This window comes from Arthrobacter sp. FW306-05-C, from assembly GCF_021801725.1.
Classification (GTDB): domain Bacteria; phylum Actinomycetota; class Actinomycetes; order Actinomycetales; family Micrococcaceae; genus Arthrobacter.
Genome location: NZ_CP084556.1, coordinates 3,409,980 through 3,425,506, shown reverse-complemented (window position 1 = coordinate 3,425,506; position 15,527 = coordinate 3,409,980). Strand labels below are relative to the sequence as shown.

14 protein-coding genes are annotated in these 15,527 nt (G+C 66.5%); 3 read left to right on the top strand and 11 right to left on the bottom strand.

The window, feature by feature from the left end; translation table 11 throughout:
• Positions 1–180: 180 nt before the first annotated feature.
• From LFT44_RS15890 to LFT44_RS15880, 3 genes are read right to left on the bottom strand one after another with little or no spacing between them, the layout of a single operon-like run.
• Positions 181–1,011 (bottom strand): oxidoreductase, encoded by an 831-nt coding sequence (locus tag LFT44_RS15890; RefSeq protein WP_236799397.1) that lies wholly within the window; start codon positions 1,009–1,011, stop codon positions 181–183.
• 40 nt (positions 1,012–1,051) lie between these two features.
• The gene (locus LFT44_RS15885; protein ID WP_236799394.1) at positions 1,052–2,080 is read right to left on the bottom strand and encodes an aldo/keto reductase; all 1,029 of its coding nucleotides are present in this window, start codon (positions 2,078–2,080) and stop codon (positions 1,052–1,054) included.
• Between the two features lie 26 nt (positions 2,081–2,106).
• Positions 2,107–2,988 (bottom strand): aldo/keto reductase, encoded by an 882-nt coding sequence (locus LFT44_RS15880; RefSeq protein ID WP_236799391.1) that lies wholly within the window; start codon positions 2,986–2,988, stop codon positions 2,107–2,109.
• 86 nt (positions 2,989–3,074) lie between these two features.
• Here LFT44_RS15880 and LFT44_RS15875 point away from each other — a divergent pair, with 86 nt between their 5' ends.
• Positions 3,075–3,953: a helix-turn-helix transcriptional regulator gene (locus LFT44_RS15875; protein WP_236799389.1), complete on the top strand. Its 879-nt coding sequence runs from the start codon at positions 3,075–3,077 to the stop codon at positions 3,951–3,953.
• Positions 3,954–4,100: 147 nt separating this feature from the next.
• On the opposite strand, the gene LFT44_RS15870 is transcribed toward LFT44_RS15875, so the two are convergent.
• The 3 genes from LFT44_RS15870 to LFT44_RS15860 form a co-directional block, all read right to left on the bottom strand.
• Entirely contained in the window at positions 4,101–4,682 is a 582-nt protein-coding gene (locus LFT44_RS15870) for a hypothetical protein (protein ID WP_236799387.1), read from the bottom strand.
• A 170-nt stretch (positions 4,683–4,852) separates the two neighbouring features.
• Positions 4,853–5,209: a DUF7793 family protein gene (locus tag LFT44_RS15865; RefSeq protein ID WP_236799386.1), complete on the bottom strand. Its 357-nt coding sequence runs from the start codon at positions 5,207–5,209 to the stop codon at positions 4,853–4,855.
• 68 nt (positions 5,210–5,277) lie between these two features.
• On the bottom strand, positions 5,278–7,890 hold the full coding sequence (locus LFT44_RS15860; protein ID WP_236799385.1) for an AMP-binding protein: 2,613 nt from the start codon (positions 7,888–7,890) through the stop codon (positions 5,278–5,280).
• Between the two features lie 145 nt (positions 7,891–8,035).
• Between LFT44_RS15860 and LFT44_RS15855 the strand changes: the two genes are divergently transcribed.
• Entirely contained in the window at positions 8,036–8,752 is a 717-nt protein-coding gene (locus LFT44_RS15855; RefSeq protein WP_236799384.1) for a GAF and ANTAR domain-containing protein, read from the top strand.
• A 275-nt stretch (positions 8,753–9,027) separates the two neighbouring features.
• Here the strand turns inward: LFT44_RS15855 and LFT44_RS15850 are convergent, their stop codons facing one another.
• The 4 genes from LFT44_RS15850 to LFT44_RS15835 form a co-directional block, all read right to left on the bottom strand.
• On the bottom strand, positions 9,028–9,651 hold the full coding sequence (locus tag LFT44_RS15850) for a metalloregulator ArsR/SmtB family transcription factor (RefSeq protein WP_236799383.1): 624 nt from the start codon (positions 9,649–9,651) through the stop codon (positions 9,028–9,030).
• A 179-nt stretch (positions 9,652–9,830) separates the two neighbouring features.
• Positions 9,831–11,042, bottom strand: a complete 1,212-nt coding sequence (locus LFT44_RS15845) for an alcohol dehydrogenase catalytic domain-containing protein (protein WP_236799382.1) — start codon at positions 11,040–11,042, stop codon at positions 9,831–9,833.
• 226 nt (positions 11,043–11,268) lie between these two features.
• The gene (locus LFT44_RS15840) at positions 11,269–12,243 is read right to left on the bottom strand and encodes a hypothetical protein (RefSeq protein ID WP_236799381.1); all 975 of its coding nucleotides are present in this window, start codon (positions 12,241–12,243) and stop codon (positions 11,269–11,271) included.
• Between the two features lie 309 nt (positions 12,244–12,552).
• On the bottom strand, positions 12,553–12,933 hold the full coding sequence (locus tag LFT44_RS15835) for a hypothetical protein (protein ID WP_236799380.1): 381 nt from the start codon (positions 12,931–12,933) through the stop codon (positions 12,553–12,555).
• 257 nt (positions 12,934–13,190) lie between these two features.
• Between LFT44_RS15835 and LFT44_RS15830 the strand changes: the two genes are divergently transcribed.
• Positions 13,191–14,198, top strand: a complete 1,008-nt coding sequence (locus tag LFT44_RS15830) for an MIP/aquaporin family protein (protein WP_236799379.1) — start codon at positions 13,191–13,193, stop codon at positions 14,196–14,198.
• A 90-nt stretch (positions 14,199–14,288) separates the two neighbouring features.
• On the opposite strand, the gene LFT44_RS15825 is transcribed toward LFT44_RS15830, so the two are convergent.
• Entirely contained in the window at positions 14,289–15,188 is a 900-nt protein-coding gene (locus LFT44_RS15825) for a metallophosphoesterase (RefSeq protein ID WP_236799378.1), read from the bottom strand.
• Positions 15,189–15,527 lie beyond the last annotated feature (339 nt).

The window sequence follows — 15,527 nt, the reverse complement described above, 5'->3', positions numbered from 1 at the left end:
AGGACCCGTCGATCCCCGGCGACGCGCCTGCCCATATTCGGTTCCCCGCACTCCAGCCCAGTTACTCCCGGCCCCTCCGGTACCCGGGCCTGGACACGCCGTCAGCCACGGCGCGGTCCGGGAAAAGCGGAAGAGCAACTGGGCGGGAATGCACGGTGGCGGGCCAAGCCAGCAGCAGGGTCAGTCCGTGATGTCGGTGCTGGTGCTCAGCTCCTGCCACTGCTCCAGCTCGGCGCGCTGGGCTTCCGCCACCTTGCCGAAGGCGCCGAACGCGTCCGTGCCCAAGACCAGCAGGCCCGGCGGGTTGGGGGATTCCACGACGGCGATGATCGCCCGTGCTGCCTTGTCCGGGTCGCCGGGCTGGTTGCCGTGCGCGGTGTCGTGTTCCTTGCGGCGCTTGCCGGCGGTGTCCGCGTAGTCACCGATCGCCGAAGCGGACTGCGTGAGCGAGCGGCCGGCGAAGTCGGTGCGGAAGCCGCCCGGTTCGATCGCGGTGACATTGATGCCCAGCGGCTTCAGCTCGCTGCGGAGCGACCCCGACATGCCCTCCAGCGCAGCCTTGGTGGCCGCGTAGTAGCCGGAGCCGGGCGGTGTGATCCGTGCGCCGATGGACGAAATGTTCAGGATGGAGCCGGCCTTGTTGGCGCGCATGCCCGGCAACACTGCCTTGATCATGTCCACCGCGCCGAAAAAGTTCGTGTCGAACAGGCGGCGGATGTCGGCGTCGTCCGCTTCCTCCACCGCCGCCCGGTAGCCGTAGCCGGCGTTGTTCACCAGCACGTCGATGCTGCCGAACTTCTCCTCCGCCTGCTTCACCGCTGCGGCAATCTGCGCCTTGTCGGTGACGTCCAGGGCCAGGGGAAGCGCGGTGTCCGGGAAGCCGGCAGTGATGTCCTGCACCGCGTCCACGTTCCGGGCGGTGACGACGGCGTTGTGCCCGGACGCGAGCACGGCCTCCGCGAGCGCCCGGCCAAGTCCGGTGGAGCAGCCTGTGATGAGCCATGTTGCCATTGGTATTTCCTTTCGTGGGGGATTTGGCGGGGGCAGGCACTTAGCGCCGGTGCCGCCGTCGTGCGTTGGGCGTCAGTTCGTGGGCGCCGTAACTGTTGTCGTCCGGGTTGACGGTGACGCCGGGGGCGACCAGCTGGTCGATGCGGTCCAGCACCTCGGGGGCCAGGACGGTGTCCGCGGCCGGGAGGTAGGACTCCAGCTGCTCCATGGTGCGCGGGCCCACGATCGCGGAGGTGACGCCGGGGTGGTTGATGACGAACGCGATGGCCATCTCGATGAGCGTGACGCCTGCCCATTCGGCCACCTGGGCCAGCTCCTCCACGATGTCGAGCTTGCGCTGGTTGGCCGGCTGCGTCATGTCGAACCGGGCACTCGGCCGCGCTGACGACGTGGGCCGGGACGCCGAGTCCTTCCGCCACCGGCCCGAAAGCCAGCCGCCGGCCAGCGGGCTGTAGGTGAGGGTGCCCATCCCGTGCCGCTGCACCGCGGGAAGGACATCCTCCTCGATGCCGCGGACCAGGATGGAGTAGGGCGGCTGCTCGGTGACGAACCGCTCCAGGTTGCGCTCGCGGGACGCCCACTGGGCTTCGACGATCTGCGAACCGGAGTAGGACGAGGAACCGATGTAACGCACCTTGCCTTGGCGGACCAGGTCGGTGAGGGCGCCCAGGGTCTCCTCCACGTCGGTGTCCGGGCTGGGCCGGTGCACCTGGTAGAGGTCGATGTAGTCGGTGTTCAGACGGCGCAGGGAGTTCTCCACCTCGCGCATGATCCACCGGCGGGAGCCGCCGCGCTGGTTGGGGTCCTTCTCGTCCATGGGCATGAAGAACTTGGTGGCGAGGAAGGCGTCGTCGCGCCTTCCTGCCAGTGCTTCCCCCACGATCTCTTCGGAGGCACCGCCGGAGTACACGTCCGCGGTGTCGATGAAGTTGATGCCGGCGTCCAGGGCGCGGTGGATGATGCGGGTGGCGTCGGCGCGGTCGTTGTTGCCCCACGGGCCGAACATCATCGCGCCGAGGCAGAGGGGGCTGACCTGCACACCGGTGCGGCCAAGCGGGCGGTAATCCATGCTGTGCTCCTACTATCTGCGGCGGTCTAGGCTTCGGGGATGACCATGGCGAACCGCTCCGGGCGGGCCACATCGGGGTCCGGGCCGCTGCGGACGCCGGAGTCCAGGGCGTCGATGGCAGTGAGTTCCTGGGCGGCGAGCTCGAAATCGAACACGTCGAAGTTCTCCGCAATGCGTGCCGGATTGGTGGACTTGGGGATGGCGGAGCGGCCCTGCTGCAGGTGCCAGCGCAGCATCACCTGGGCGGGGGTCTTGCCGTGGGCCTGCGCGATGCCGGCAATCACCGGGTCGCGCATGACGTTCTTCCGGTTCTCGCCCCAGCCGGGGTAGAAGGTGATGCCGCTGATCGGCGACCAGGCCTGGGTGAGGATCCGATGGTCCTCATTGATGGTCTGGACGGCCTGCTGCTGGAAGTACGGGTGGAGCTCGATCTGGTTGACGGCCGGGACCACGTCGGTTTCCGCCAGCAGCTGCTGCAGGTGGTGGGGCATGAAGTTGCTGACGCCGATGGCCCGCACCCGTCCGTCCTTGAGCAGGGTTTCCAAGGCCTTGTACGCGGCGATGGTTTTGTCGAACCGGTCCGGGGCGGGCTGGTGCAGGATGAACAGGTCCAGCTGCTCCACACCCAGCTTGCCCACGGCCTTGTCCCACGCGTGCAGCGCCTGATCGTAGCCGTAGTCGCTGACCCACACCTTGGTCTCGATAAAGACGTCTTCGCGCGCCAGGGCCGAACGCCTGATCCCTTCGCCCACCTCCCGCTCATTGCCGTACGCGGCGGCGGTGTCGATGTGCCGGTAGCCCACCTCCAGCGCGGTCTCGACGGCCGCCGTCGTCTCTTCCGGGGGACTTTGGAAAACGCCCAGGCCGAGTGCGGGCATGGTGACACCGTTGTTGAGTTTGAGTTCCATGCCTTCACGCTATGTGGGTGTCCGCGATTGTGGGAGGGCTTGCCAGTCCCTCCTTCGCTGGTTGGGGCACGCGTACCGTTGAACCCATGACCAACAGCGATGACGTGCGGAAATTCCTGACCTCCCGCCGCGCCCGGCTCACGCCGGAAGAGGCCGGGCTGCCCGCGTACGGCGGCAACCGGCGCGTGGCGGGGCTGCGCAGGGAAGAAGTGGCGATGCTGGCCGGGCTGAGCGTCGACTATTACATCCGGCTGGAACGGGGAAACCTGTCCGGCGCGTCGGACAGCGTCCTTGAGGCCCTGGCGCGCGCCCTGCAGTTGGACGACGCCGAGACGGCCCACCTTTTCGACCTGGCCCGCGCGGCCACCGCCGCCCCGCGGGTGCGGCGCAAGCGGAGTCCCTTGACGGTGCGTCCCAGCGTGCAGCGGGTCATCGATGCGATTACGACGGCGCCGGCCTGGGTCCGCAACGACCGCGGCGATGTGCTGGCCTCCAATGAGCTGGGCCGGGCCCTGTACCTGGAAATGATGGCGGAGCCGGTCACTCCGCCGAACAGCGCGCGGTTCACCTTCCTGAATCCGAAGGCACGGGAGTTCTTCCGCGACTGGGAGCGGAGCGCGGATGACATCGTGGCGGTCCTGCGCTCCACCGCCGGAAAGAACCCGTACGACAAGGACCTCTCCGACCTGATCGGCGAGCTCTCAACCCGCAGCGGGGAGTTCCGCATCCGCTGGGCCCGGCACGACGTGAAGTACCACCGCACGGGCCGCAAACGCCTGCACCACTCCATCGTGGGGGACCTGGACCTCACCTACGAAGCGATGGAACTCCCCGCGGACCCGGGGCTGCGGATCAACATCTATACGGCCGAGCCGGGCACTCCGTCGGAGGATGCGCTGAAGGTGCTGGCCAGCTGGGCCGCCACGCAGACAGCGGCTGTGGTATCGGCCCGGGAGGCCACCTGACCTGCGCTTCTGCGGGTATTCGTTTGCGAGGCCCATATTCCGTTTCGACGCGCATATTCCTTTGCGCAGCCCATATTCGGGCCGCGAAAAGGAATATGCGCGTCGCGGGCGCTTCTGCGCGTCACTATGCGGGCCAGGCTTGCGGCTTCAGGACTCAGCGTTGATGAACCCAATGATGATTGCTGTCCACCAGCACAGCTGTGACACGGCCAGGCAGGACAGCAAGTGCACCCGCTGGCCAGGGGACAAGTCCGTGAAGGTGGTGTCGGCCGGCAGCCGGGCGAGCCGCCGCATAAGGGGCACAAGCATGATCCCGTTCAGGCTGAGGACAAGAACCGCAGCGAGCTTGACGTCGGTCATGGGGTTTTCCAGATGTGGGCTCAGGAACGCACCGGTGGCGAGCAGGCCGGCAAGACCGCCCCAGATGAGCGGAGTCGCAGCCCCGTCCAGTCGAATGATCTCGCCAAGTCCGCGCCGGCCGATCAACCACAGAAAACCATGCCAGTCGACCAGGATGATGGCGCCAAAAGCCACAACAAGGCATAGGTCGTGCACCACGAGGTCGACGGCATGGACGTATCCATCGACATAGACCATGGGTGACAAGCTGACGGACAGCAGCCAGGCCACCACAGCCGCTGCGGCAAGGGCTACAACCAGGCGCCGGGTGGACCGTTCGGATTCCCGATGCCTCCTGATGGTGCGTCGGCTGACCGGCACGTAACTCATGAGATACCTCTGCGGAGACCTGCCAGCTGTGGCCTTCCCAGTAAGGCCCGGAGTAGCTCCAACATAGTCCTGCGCATTCCTGTCAACAAGGAACAGGCCTCCCGAAGCCAAGCAATTGGTTTCGATGCGCAGGTTCCTTGCCGCTCCTGAATGCCCGGCGCCAGGCGAAATCAGCCGCCCTCCTCCAGCCACGCCATCGCCTCATCCATGGACGTGAAGTACCGGGTGGGGTGCACCGGCTTGTGCCTGCCGGTGTAGAAGCTGGCAAGGGTCTGGTCCACGGGGGAGGTGCCCACCACGGCGGCACGCGTCAGGGGCCAGGTACCGGCAAAGGCCTTTAGCGCCCCCTGGTCAATCCACTCCACGCCGGTTATTTCCACCAGCAGCGGCAGGGCGCGGCCGCCGCTAAGCTCTTTGGCGCGCTCCATCAGCGCCACAGCATCGCGTTCCGTGACCACATCCCCGTGCCCCCACTTGAGGTGCAGCAGCTCCCCGGAGAGCTCGATGGTCCCGGTGACGTCTTCCATGCCTACTACTTTGCTGCTCCTTCACCGCGTACAGCAATACGGCTCGAAAAAGGTACGACGACGGCGGCTCACCTGCCGCCGGAACGCACCGCCGCTGGGCGTCCACGCAGACTCCCCGGGCGCCCCTTCAGCCACCGTTCCCCCAGGCCCATGGCGCGCGTTGCCGCCGCCCAGTACAGGACCCCGCAGGCCAGGGAGGCCAGTACCGCGAGGCCTTTGGCCAGGGGTTCGAAGACATCAGCGGAGTCGAACAGGGGGTACACCAGCCAGTGCGTGACGTAAATGTACAGCGATGCGCTGGCCAGCAGCGCCGTGACCCGGCGCAGTCCGCGGGGAACCCGCAGCGTGGGAAGCCAGAGCAGGACCAGGCAGCCGGCGAGGATGGTGGCGCTGCGGTAGGGGTTGTCGAAGGACGCGGGAACCGTGAGGAAGGCAAGACCCGTCACCGCGATCCGCTCCCACTGGGTGCGGGAGGCGGCGGCCGCCCAGCCCAGTCCGAACAGCCACAGCACCGGACCCTGGCCCGGGTAGCGGCTGTCCACCAGGCCATAAAGCAGGGGCAGGTCAACGGCAACCAGAACCACGCCGAACGCCCACGGCCAGCGCCGCACCACCCGGTCAACGGCCGGTATCGCCAGCAGCAGGGAAAGGCCAAGGAGGATGTGGACCAGAATCTCCACGAACCAGAACCGCGAGTAGTCACTCCATCCTTCAGGGCCCAGCAGCGGATTGAGCAGGACTACGTTGTGCCAGGCGTATTTGTCCGTGACGGCGAAGGCGAACCCGATGACGGCGATGCTGGGCACGGCGATCCGGGCGATGCTGCGCAGGTGCCGCCGGAACCGCGCACCACGCTCCCCGGCCAGCTGGAACCGCGCGAAGTTGTACCCCGCCACGGCCATGAGCACATGCGCGGTGCCCTGCCAGTGGAAGAACCCGATGTGCGTGGAGACGATGGCAATGATCGCCACCGCACGGAGCACGATTCCCGTCTCCATTGGTGCAAGCAACGGGCGCTGCACCCGGTGAACCCGGGTCCCCGCAGGTTTGCCGGCGGGCGCGGCAGCCGGTGCCACGTGCGGCGCAGGCGTCAGTTCGCAGACAGGCATCAGGTGCCAGCCTTCGGGAAGGTACCCGAGTGCATGCTCCAGCCGGACAGACGCCGCCACATAGGACAGGGAGTCGCCGCCCAGGGATACGAACGTATCGGTGTCGGCGACGCGGTCCACTTCAAGCACCTCCGCGAAGATGCGCGGCACATCAGTGGAGCCCGCGCCGGGAACTGCAGTGCCGCCGTCGTGCGCTTCTTCACCACGGCCGAGGGCGAGGACGGCCGGATAGTCGGGCTTTCCGTTGCCAAGGCGCGGTATGGCTTCGACGCGGTGAAGTCCGACGGCGGCGCGCGGCAGGCCCAGGTCCTGCGCCAGGGTTTTGGCGAGCAGGGGGAGGTCGTGGTCGCCTTCGACGGCGGCAGTCACCGCGGCGTCGGAACCGGCGGCGGCCGCCGTGACACCGAGGTCCGTCAGAATCCGCTCCACGTGTCCCAGGTCCACGCGGAGCCCGGCAATTTTCAGGAAGCGGCTGCGCCTGCCAACAATCTGGTACAGCCCCTCGGGCGCTCGCCTGGCCAGGTCGCCCGTGCGCAGTTCGGTCAGGACCCGGCCCAGGCCGAGGTCCTCCGGCCGTTCGGCGTACCCCAGCATCACGTTGGGGCCGGAATACACCAGTTCATCGGCGTCCAGCCCGGCGACCGGCTCCAGCCGGAAGGAGCCGCCCGGGATGGGTACGCCGATGGACTCGGGATGCACCACGGCCTGCTCCGGCGGCAGGTATGCCATCCGCGCCGTGGCCTCGGTCTGGCCGTACATCACGAACAGGTCCCACCCCTTCCGCCGGCCCAGGTCGGCGTACCAGCGCACCCGCTCCGGTGCCAGCCGTCCGCCGGCCTGGGTGATGTAGCGCAGGTTCGGCAGGTCCATGTCCCGGAATCCCACGCGGTCCAGGAGGTCGAAGGTGTACGGTACGGCGGCGAATGAGGTCACGTTACCGGTGCGGACCAGGTCCCAGAAACAGGGGTCCACAACCGAGAGGTCCGTCAGCGCCAGGGACGCGCCCGCCAGAAGGTGGCTGTTCACCACACTCATCCCGTAGCAGTAGGAGAGCGGAAGGGTGGTGGCAGCTTTGTCGGCCGGTTGCAGCTGCAGGTATTCAGCGATTGCCGCGGCGTTGGCCTGGATGTTGTCCGCGGAAAGGCGGACCAACTTGGGGGAGCCGGTGGATCCGGACGTGCTGAGGAGCAGGGCCAGATCGGGGTGCAGGTCGTGGGAGGTCTGCTCCCGGCGCACGTCCATGGCCACGTCACCGGGGTGGGATGTCCGGACTACGATGTCCGGATCGTAGGCAGTTATCAGCGCATTTGCGGCGGACTCGCCGCTTGGAAGGACCAGCAGGGGATTGCCCGAGGACAAGGCCGCCAGGTAGGCCACCACAGACGGCAGGGTGTTCCCGGCCTCCAGCGCAATGAGCCGCCGGCCGTGCCCCAACGTCCTGGCAAATTCCTCCACGCGGAGGGCCAGTTCCGCGTAGCTTAGGGACAGGCTTCCCGTGCTCACGGCGGGACGGTCTCCGAAGCGGGCAAGGTCGGCGGCAAACGGAACGCCGGTGAGCTTTGTCTCTGTCATCACCGAAGAACCGTATAAGGTGAGGCTAACCTAACTCAAATGGACGTATCTGTGGGCGCTCTTTCGCCGGCAGGGCAGGCGGTAGCAAAATATTGTCGAAACCTTCGGCAGCCCCTGCTGCCCAGCCATGACAAGGTGCCAAGCCATGAATTATTTGCTTCCACCGGCCTATGAGCCTGCCGGACTCACCGGACGGATGGTCACCGGCCTCCTCTCCGCGGAGGATGCTTCAAGGGCCGTGCAGTCCCTGGCGTCTGCGCTGCGGGACGTGATTCCGCACGCTGCGGGCGCGGGGGTCTCCCTGATCAGCGCCGACGGCCGCGGCGAAACCATAGGTGCCACAGACAGTCTGGTGCTCCAGGCGGACAAGTTGCAGTATGAACTGGGCCAGGGGCCATGCCTGAGCGCCTGGGCCGGGCAGCGCGCCGTCATCATCCAGGACACATGGAGGGAAACCCGCTGGCCGGAGTGGACGGCGGCAGTTGCCGGCTTTCCGCTGCGGTCGGTCCTCAGCGCGCCGCTGACGCCTGAGGGAAGGCCGATCGGTGCCCTGAAAGTCTATTCACCCGTCCCGCTGGCGTTCGACGACAACTCGGTGTTCCTGATCGAGCGGCTCGCTGCCCCGGCCGCGGTCCTGCTGGGCCATGTGCGGGACCGGGCGGCTGCGCAGCGGATGACTGACGAGCTAGCCGAGGCCTTGACTAACAGGGACATGATCGCCCAGGCCCAGGGCATCCTGATTGAGCGGCTGAATCTCACCTCGCAGGAAGCGTTGGCGGTCCTGCTGGCCCGCTCCCGGGGCGAGAGTACGCCACTGCATGATGTGGCACGGGAGGTCCTTCAGGAGACCGTCGGCGAATAGGGACGCCTGCCGCCAATATCGCCAGTATTGACGGCCGGAAGTGGATGGGGAAAGGGCAGCCTGTCCCCTCCCCATCCAATCCACACCAGGAACCCCCCAATAACGGGGAGAGCGGTGCCCCCGGGCTTCCTGCTGGCTTCCTTGGACCGGGTGGCCGGCCAGAGAATTGACGGATAGACGTTTTCGTCAATTCTGCTAGAAGTGTGGCCCTCGCTCCGCTGCAAGGTCAAGGGACCTTAGTATCGGATGGATGGGGAGGACATGGAGATCGGGGATCAGGATCCGGTCCCGTGATGCGCGTTCTGCAGCTCCTGGGCGGCCGCTGCCCGAAGAGTGAGGTTGGCGTTGCGCGCCGTCATGATGAGGTGCTTCGCCGCCTCGTCCAAGGTAAAGCCGCATCGCGCAGCTATTGCTTCGCACGCGTCAGCAATCACCGCCCGCGATGCCAGGGTATGTTCCAGCTCCGCAAACTGCTCGTCGGAAAAGGTTGCCGGGGTGGTACCAGGGACGCCAGGCGGCGCCGGCATAGGTGTGGCAACGTTATGCGTCCGCCTCGGTGTGTAGTTCGCGCGGACCACGGCAGCCGCCACCTGCGCCTGCAGCACGGAGCGTGCGGCGGCAAGCAGGTTCGCCACCTCAGGGCTAGCGAGCCGGTACATCAGCCGCCCCTCGGAGCGCTGGCACTCGATCAGCCGCTGGCTCCGCAGTTGGGCCAGGTGGCGCGACAGGTGCGAGGCCTTCTCGCCGGTAGCCGCGCAGAGTTCCGGGATGGAAGACCCGCCATGGGACAGCGTGTCCAGGACCTGCGCCCTCACCGGATGGGCCGCGGCCTTGAAAACCTCCGCGAGAGCCAGCATCGACGGCCGTGCCCCGTCTGCATCAGGGACTTGTTTCGTCACGGTTTCCCACCCTTGCCTTGTCCGGGCCCCGCCAGGGAGACACGCCAATGTGTTGACGCCTAAGATCGTCCCCCGCAACCGGACGTCAGCGCAACGATTTCCCGCAGAAATGCCCGGCAGGGGAAACACGGCGGCGGCCAGCGCCAAAAGGAGCGGACCGCCGGTGGTGCAGGGGGAGGCTATGCGGTGGTCAGCACCGTCTTCAGCCAGCCTTCCTCGCGCCGGTCGAAGTTCAGGTAGGCGTCCACCACGTCGCTGATCGGTTCGTGCTGGGTGATGAATGTGGTGGGGTCGAAGACACCGGAGGCCACCAGGTCCACCAGCGGCGGCGTGACCGATCGGTGGTCGCAGTTGCCCATCCGGATGGTCAGATTCTTGTTCATGGCCTGGCCAATGGGATAGGTCATCATCGCCGGGCTGTACACGCCAATGATCCCGATGCGGCCGTACTTCCGCACGGTCTCGATGCTCCACTGCGAAACCTGCGACGGCGCGTTCCCCGGCACCCAGTTGTCGCCCTGCACATTGGTGGACGGGGCAACCTCGGCCACTTCCTGCGCGAACTGCTCCGCCTGCTCCTCGCCTTTGGCCGCCGCGGGCCCGGCCCAGGGCCGCTGCGCATCCACGCCAACGGCATCGATCACCGCGTCCACGCCGATTCCCTGCGTCGCCTCCTGCAGGGCCTCCGCGGGGTCCTCGCTGTTGAAATTGATGACATCTGCGTTCTGGTCGAGCGCCTGGACCAGCCGGGTCTCGATCCCGTCCACGGCGAACACCCGCGACGCACCCTGCCGGAACGCGGACGCGATTGCCAGCTGCCCCACAATGCCCGCGCCATACACGGCCACCGTGTCGCCGCGCTGGATGCCGGCCAGCTGCGCGCCGAACCAGGCCGTGGGGAAGATGTCCGAAAGCAGGATGGCCTGTTCGTCGCTGACATTGTCCGGCAGCCGGGTCAGGGTGTTCGAGGCCCACGGAATCCGCGCGTACTCCGCCTGCAGCCCGTTGATGGGGCCGGTGGTCTCCGGTCCGCCGAAGAAGCACGTCCCCGCCTGCGGGCCGTTCGGGTTGGCAACATCGCACTGCGCAGTATGTCCGGCCCGGCACTGCCAGCACACGCCGCAGGACATGGTCGAGGAGACAATCACGCGGTCCCCGGGCGCGAACCGCCGCACGGCCTTGCCCACGGCCGTCACCTCTCCCACGGCTTCATGGCCCAGGATGGTGCCTTCCTTCATGCCGGACATGGTGCCGCGGATGAAGTGCAAGTCGGTGCCGCAGATGGCGCTGCGGGTGATGCGGACAATGGCGTCGTTCGGATCGAGGATGGTGGGATCGTCCACGTTGTCCAGGCGGATGTCGCCTTCGCCGTGCCATACAAGAGCTTTCATGATGGGACTCCTTTTACGCGCTCAAACCGCCAAATAGGGTTCTGGTCATCAGGCACTGCATGCGCCCAGCTGCAAGATAGTAAGCCTACTGCCTATTTTGCGGCAGGGCGAGGGTTCCATCCACCCCCGAGCGACGCGCATCCTCATTTCCGCTGCTCAAGTTCCGGCCCGACGCGCAAATTCCTGAGCGCACTCCAAATAAGCGCCGCGCCATGGAGGGATCGTGTCATGGGAAGTTTTGCGTGTCGAAAACAGCGGAACGCGTACGACGCCGGGCCACGCCTGCCGCCGCCAGTTTCCGTTCCAGCGTTCCAGCCGCAGCGAGGTCCGCCCAGTCCCACCGCTCCACGCGGAATCCCAACGAACGAAGCCGGTTTTCGCGGTTCTTCTCGGCGATAACGACCTCGGATGTGGTCCGGCCCTTGAGGAACTCGGGTTTGACGTACTTCTCTTCGCCGTCGAACTCCCCAATGACCCGTGAGTCCTTCCAGTAGAAGTCCGAGTACCCTACCAGTCCGGCGGCGTCCGTGAAGCGCTGCTGGAGGATCGGGGGTTCAAAGCCGGCCACGTGGATCAGCGCGCGGCTCCAGGACTCGCCTGCTGAAGCGGATGCGGGATCGGCAAAGGCGATGGCGGTCCGGATCCTGCGCGCCGCCGCCGCGGAGTAAAGCCCACCAATGCCTGCCTCCAGTTCGGCCTTGGCCAGGGCATGCAATTGACGGCCCAGGTCCTGCCGCAGCACGTGGTCCAGCGGCGCTATGGCTTCGGTGAAGGGGCTGAAAGCGGCCAGATCCAGAACAGTCCGGACGCGTCCGGTGACCAGGAGCCCCTCCAGCTTCACCACTTCCAAACCCTCACGCGCAGCGAAGTGGCGGGTGACTCCGGCACGTGACCTCCCGCCGTCGTTCTTCAACGTGAGGGCCTGCACGGGGTGGTTCTGCCCGATGAACGGGATGTCCCACACGCTGGCCGAGGAATGCCGGGCGAAAATGGTGGGCTTTTCAAAGGTCTCCGCCGCGGCTTGGACCCGAATGCGGTACTGCTGCCAGGGCCTCATGGCCCGCCATGTGGGCCCGTCGACATACACGCCGTGCCTGATCCGCACCAGGGCGCCGGACCGCATGCGCTTGGCCAGATCGTTGGCGCTGAGCCCGTGCAAAATGCGGTCCCGCGACAGCAGGAACGGCGGGAGGTTGGTCATATCTCCACGCTGCCCCCAGGGCCCGCTGCCAAGAAGGGGCTTCTGTGGCTATGTGGAAAAGCGCCGGCGCGGGCGGGGCCAGCCAGGAGCCTCTGTCGCCAGCGACACGCATCCGCGTTTCCGCTGCGCACGTTCCTTTCCGCGGCCCATATGTGCGCCGCGCAAGTGAGCACGTGCGTCGAAAATGCACCCGCACGTCGAGCACTGGAGCGGGCCAAGGCTTCAGCAGGAACGCACGACGCCGGCCCGCACCAGAGCGGCCTGCCCGCCGTGTGCAGGTGGGCAGGCCGCTGTGGCCGGGTCGGGCGGCTACCGCTCCGCACGCGGGTCCTGGGCTCCGCCCGGCTTGCGCGTGGGATCCACAGTGCCGCCCTTCCCGTAGTCTCCTTCCGGGTACCGGCCGGTCTCGGACGCTGCGGTCCTGCCGGGGACGGGCCCGGCCTCGCCGTAGTCGGCCTTCACGTAGCGGCCGGCTCCCACGGTCCTGTCGCCCAGGGGTTCGGGCAGTCCGGCTTCGGCGCCCGCCCCGCCGTAGTCCCCTTCGACGTACTGGCCCTCTTCGTCTTCGGCATGGCGGCCGCGCTGTGCACCGGCTTTGCCAAAGTCGCCTTTGACGTACCGTCCGCGCAGCTCCCGTTCCTCCGGTGTCTCATCCGCAGTTGGGGTGTTTTCGATGCTGCTGTCGTTCATGGTCTTGCCTTTCCGAACGAACTCCACGTCCCTGCAACGGCAACCTGGACCTGTCCGGGGTGTCTCTTCCCTGGCGGAATCCGGCTCCGCGCCCGCTCAAACAAGGCGGCGGTGCTGGCGTCAGAAGTGCCGCCCGGTAGGGGTGACCGTCGGTCTGTTGCCTAGGGATACTTTCGGCGTAGCATAGAAGTGCTCGCATTGTCAATTGGTCCTGAAGTGAGGCCATAAACCTAGAAAATCGCAAAGAAGGTACTGCGATGAGTGATGTAAGTCCACTGAGAAATGCGGTCCGCAATGGCAGCGGACTCAAGCGGTTGGGTGGGACCTGGGGCGAGCTGCTTGCGGAGTTCCTGGGCACGTTCGTGCTGATCGCGTTCGGCGACGGCGTCGTGGCCATGGCGGTCGCGGCGTTGCCGGGATCGGGCCGTGCCCAGACATCAACAACCATCTTCATGGCGGCGGGCGACTGGCTGCTCATAGCCTGGGGATGGGCCCTTGCCGTGGCGTTGGCCGTCTACGTGGCCGGCGGCGTCAGCGGCGCCCACATCAACCCGGCCGTGACGATTGCCTTTGCAGTCCGCCGCAAATTCCCGTGGCGCAAAGTGGGCCCGTACATCGTGGCCCAGGTGGTGGGTGCTTTTGCAGGGGCGGCGTTGGTGTACCTGCTGTACTACAACGCGATTGACGCCTACAACACCGCCGTGGGCACCGGCCGCGGCGACGCGAAGGGCCTGGCCACCTACTCAATTTTCGCCACGTTCCCGGCGCCCTACTTCAACGGAAACGCCGTCGGCCCGCTGGTTGACCAGATCGTGGGCACGGCGTTCCTGGTGATGTTCGTCGTGGCCATCATCGACATGCGCAACACCGCCGTCCAGGCGAACCTGGGCCCGTTCATGATCGGGCTCGCGGTCGCCGCCATCGGCATCTCCCTTGGCGCCAACGCCGGCTATGCCATCAACCCGGCCCGTGATTTCGGCCCGCGGCTTTTCGCGTGGATGGCCGGATGGGGCCAAACGGCGCTGCCTGGCACAGTGGACGGGGCGTTCAGCTGGTACTTCTGGGTGCCCATCGTCGGCCCCATCGTCGGCGGCGTGATCGGCGTGCTGCTTTACGACTGGTTCATCGGTGACGTCCTGGACGCCAAGGCCCGCCTGGCAGAATCCACGCCTCCGGGCCGCGCCGGCGGCGTAACGCCTCCCGCCACCGAGGCCGAGACCTCCGTTCCGGAGACCCGGACCACCCCGAAGCGGAGAGCGGCGTAGGGGCGCACCAGCGCCAACATGGAAGGCACGACGGCGGAGCTCCCGTGGGGGTCCGCCGTCAGGCCTGCCCGGGGTACTGGGCGAACCAGGTCACTTGGTGATGCTGAACGAATCCGTGAAGCTGTATCCCTCGGCCGGCACGAACTTCACGTCCATGCGGGATTCGGTCAGCCGGATGTCCAGGGTTCCCAGCGCCGGATCCACGTTGCTGCCGGACCATGCCGTGAAGTACGGTTTCTCTTCATCCTTGGTGTTGATGGGCCTGATGTTCCTGCCGCCCAGGCCTGACGTGACAAATACCGTGCCCTTGCCTTTGGCGAGGGAGTCATCCGTATCAGCCATGCAGTCCCGCTTGGTCGACATCTGGCGGCAGCTGACGCTGTTGGCCAGCTGGTTGGTCCGCTGATAGACGTGTTCGTGGCCGTTCAGGACCAGGTCCACCTTTTTCTTGATCAGCATCTCGGTCAGCTCCCGGCCGGCGTCACAGCTGTAGCGTCCGATGGTGAAACAGGGGGTATGCATCCCAACAACCGTCCAGGGGATCTTCGCGTCACGGGCACCGTCGATGGCGCTTTCTGTCCACTGCCGGCGTTCGCTGCCCTCCGAATAGTCCAGCTCGTCCCCGCCGTCAAAGGGAATTCCGGGGGACACCAGGATCAGCCGCATCAAGGGGTTTTCCTGGGGCAGGTCCACGTACCACTGTTTGGCGTATTCACCCTGGAGGCCCGGCAGCTTGTTCGGCAGGCACTGCGCGAACTTCTCGATATTGCCCTGCAGGCCGTCGCTTTCATGGTTGCCGGCAACCAGCTGGTACGGAAAGTCGGTTCCCAGCTTTCCGGTCACCATGTCGCAGAACTGCTGCTCTGGAACGTCGGAGTAGGACATGTCACCGAGGTGGAGGTTGAAGTCGGGCGAGAGTTCCTTGATTTTGTCGAGCACGGCCCTGGCGCCGTCCTCGATGCCGGTGTCGCCGGCAGCAGTAAAGTGCACTGACCGTGCGTCTGTTTCCTTTGGATTGTCGGGGGCCGGCGGTTTCGACTCGCACCCCGCAAGCCCGGCACACACCAGCAGGGCCAGAAAAATCGATGCGGCCCGCTTTCGTGCCGGCATAAGGTCCTCCCTCCAACGGCGCCCCTCTGCTTGATGCGCCCGCCCAGCTGCCATGCCGGGGTGAGACCAACCTATTGAGCCCTCACCCGTGGAGCAATAGGGATTCCCGCAGGAAAGCCCGCAGTCCCGCCGACGATGCCGCCTGGCCACCACCCCGGCTCCGACGCGCATGTTCCCTTTCGCGGCCCGAATGTGGGCCGCGAAAGGGAACGTCCGCGT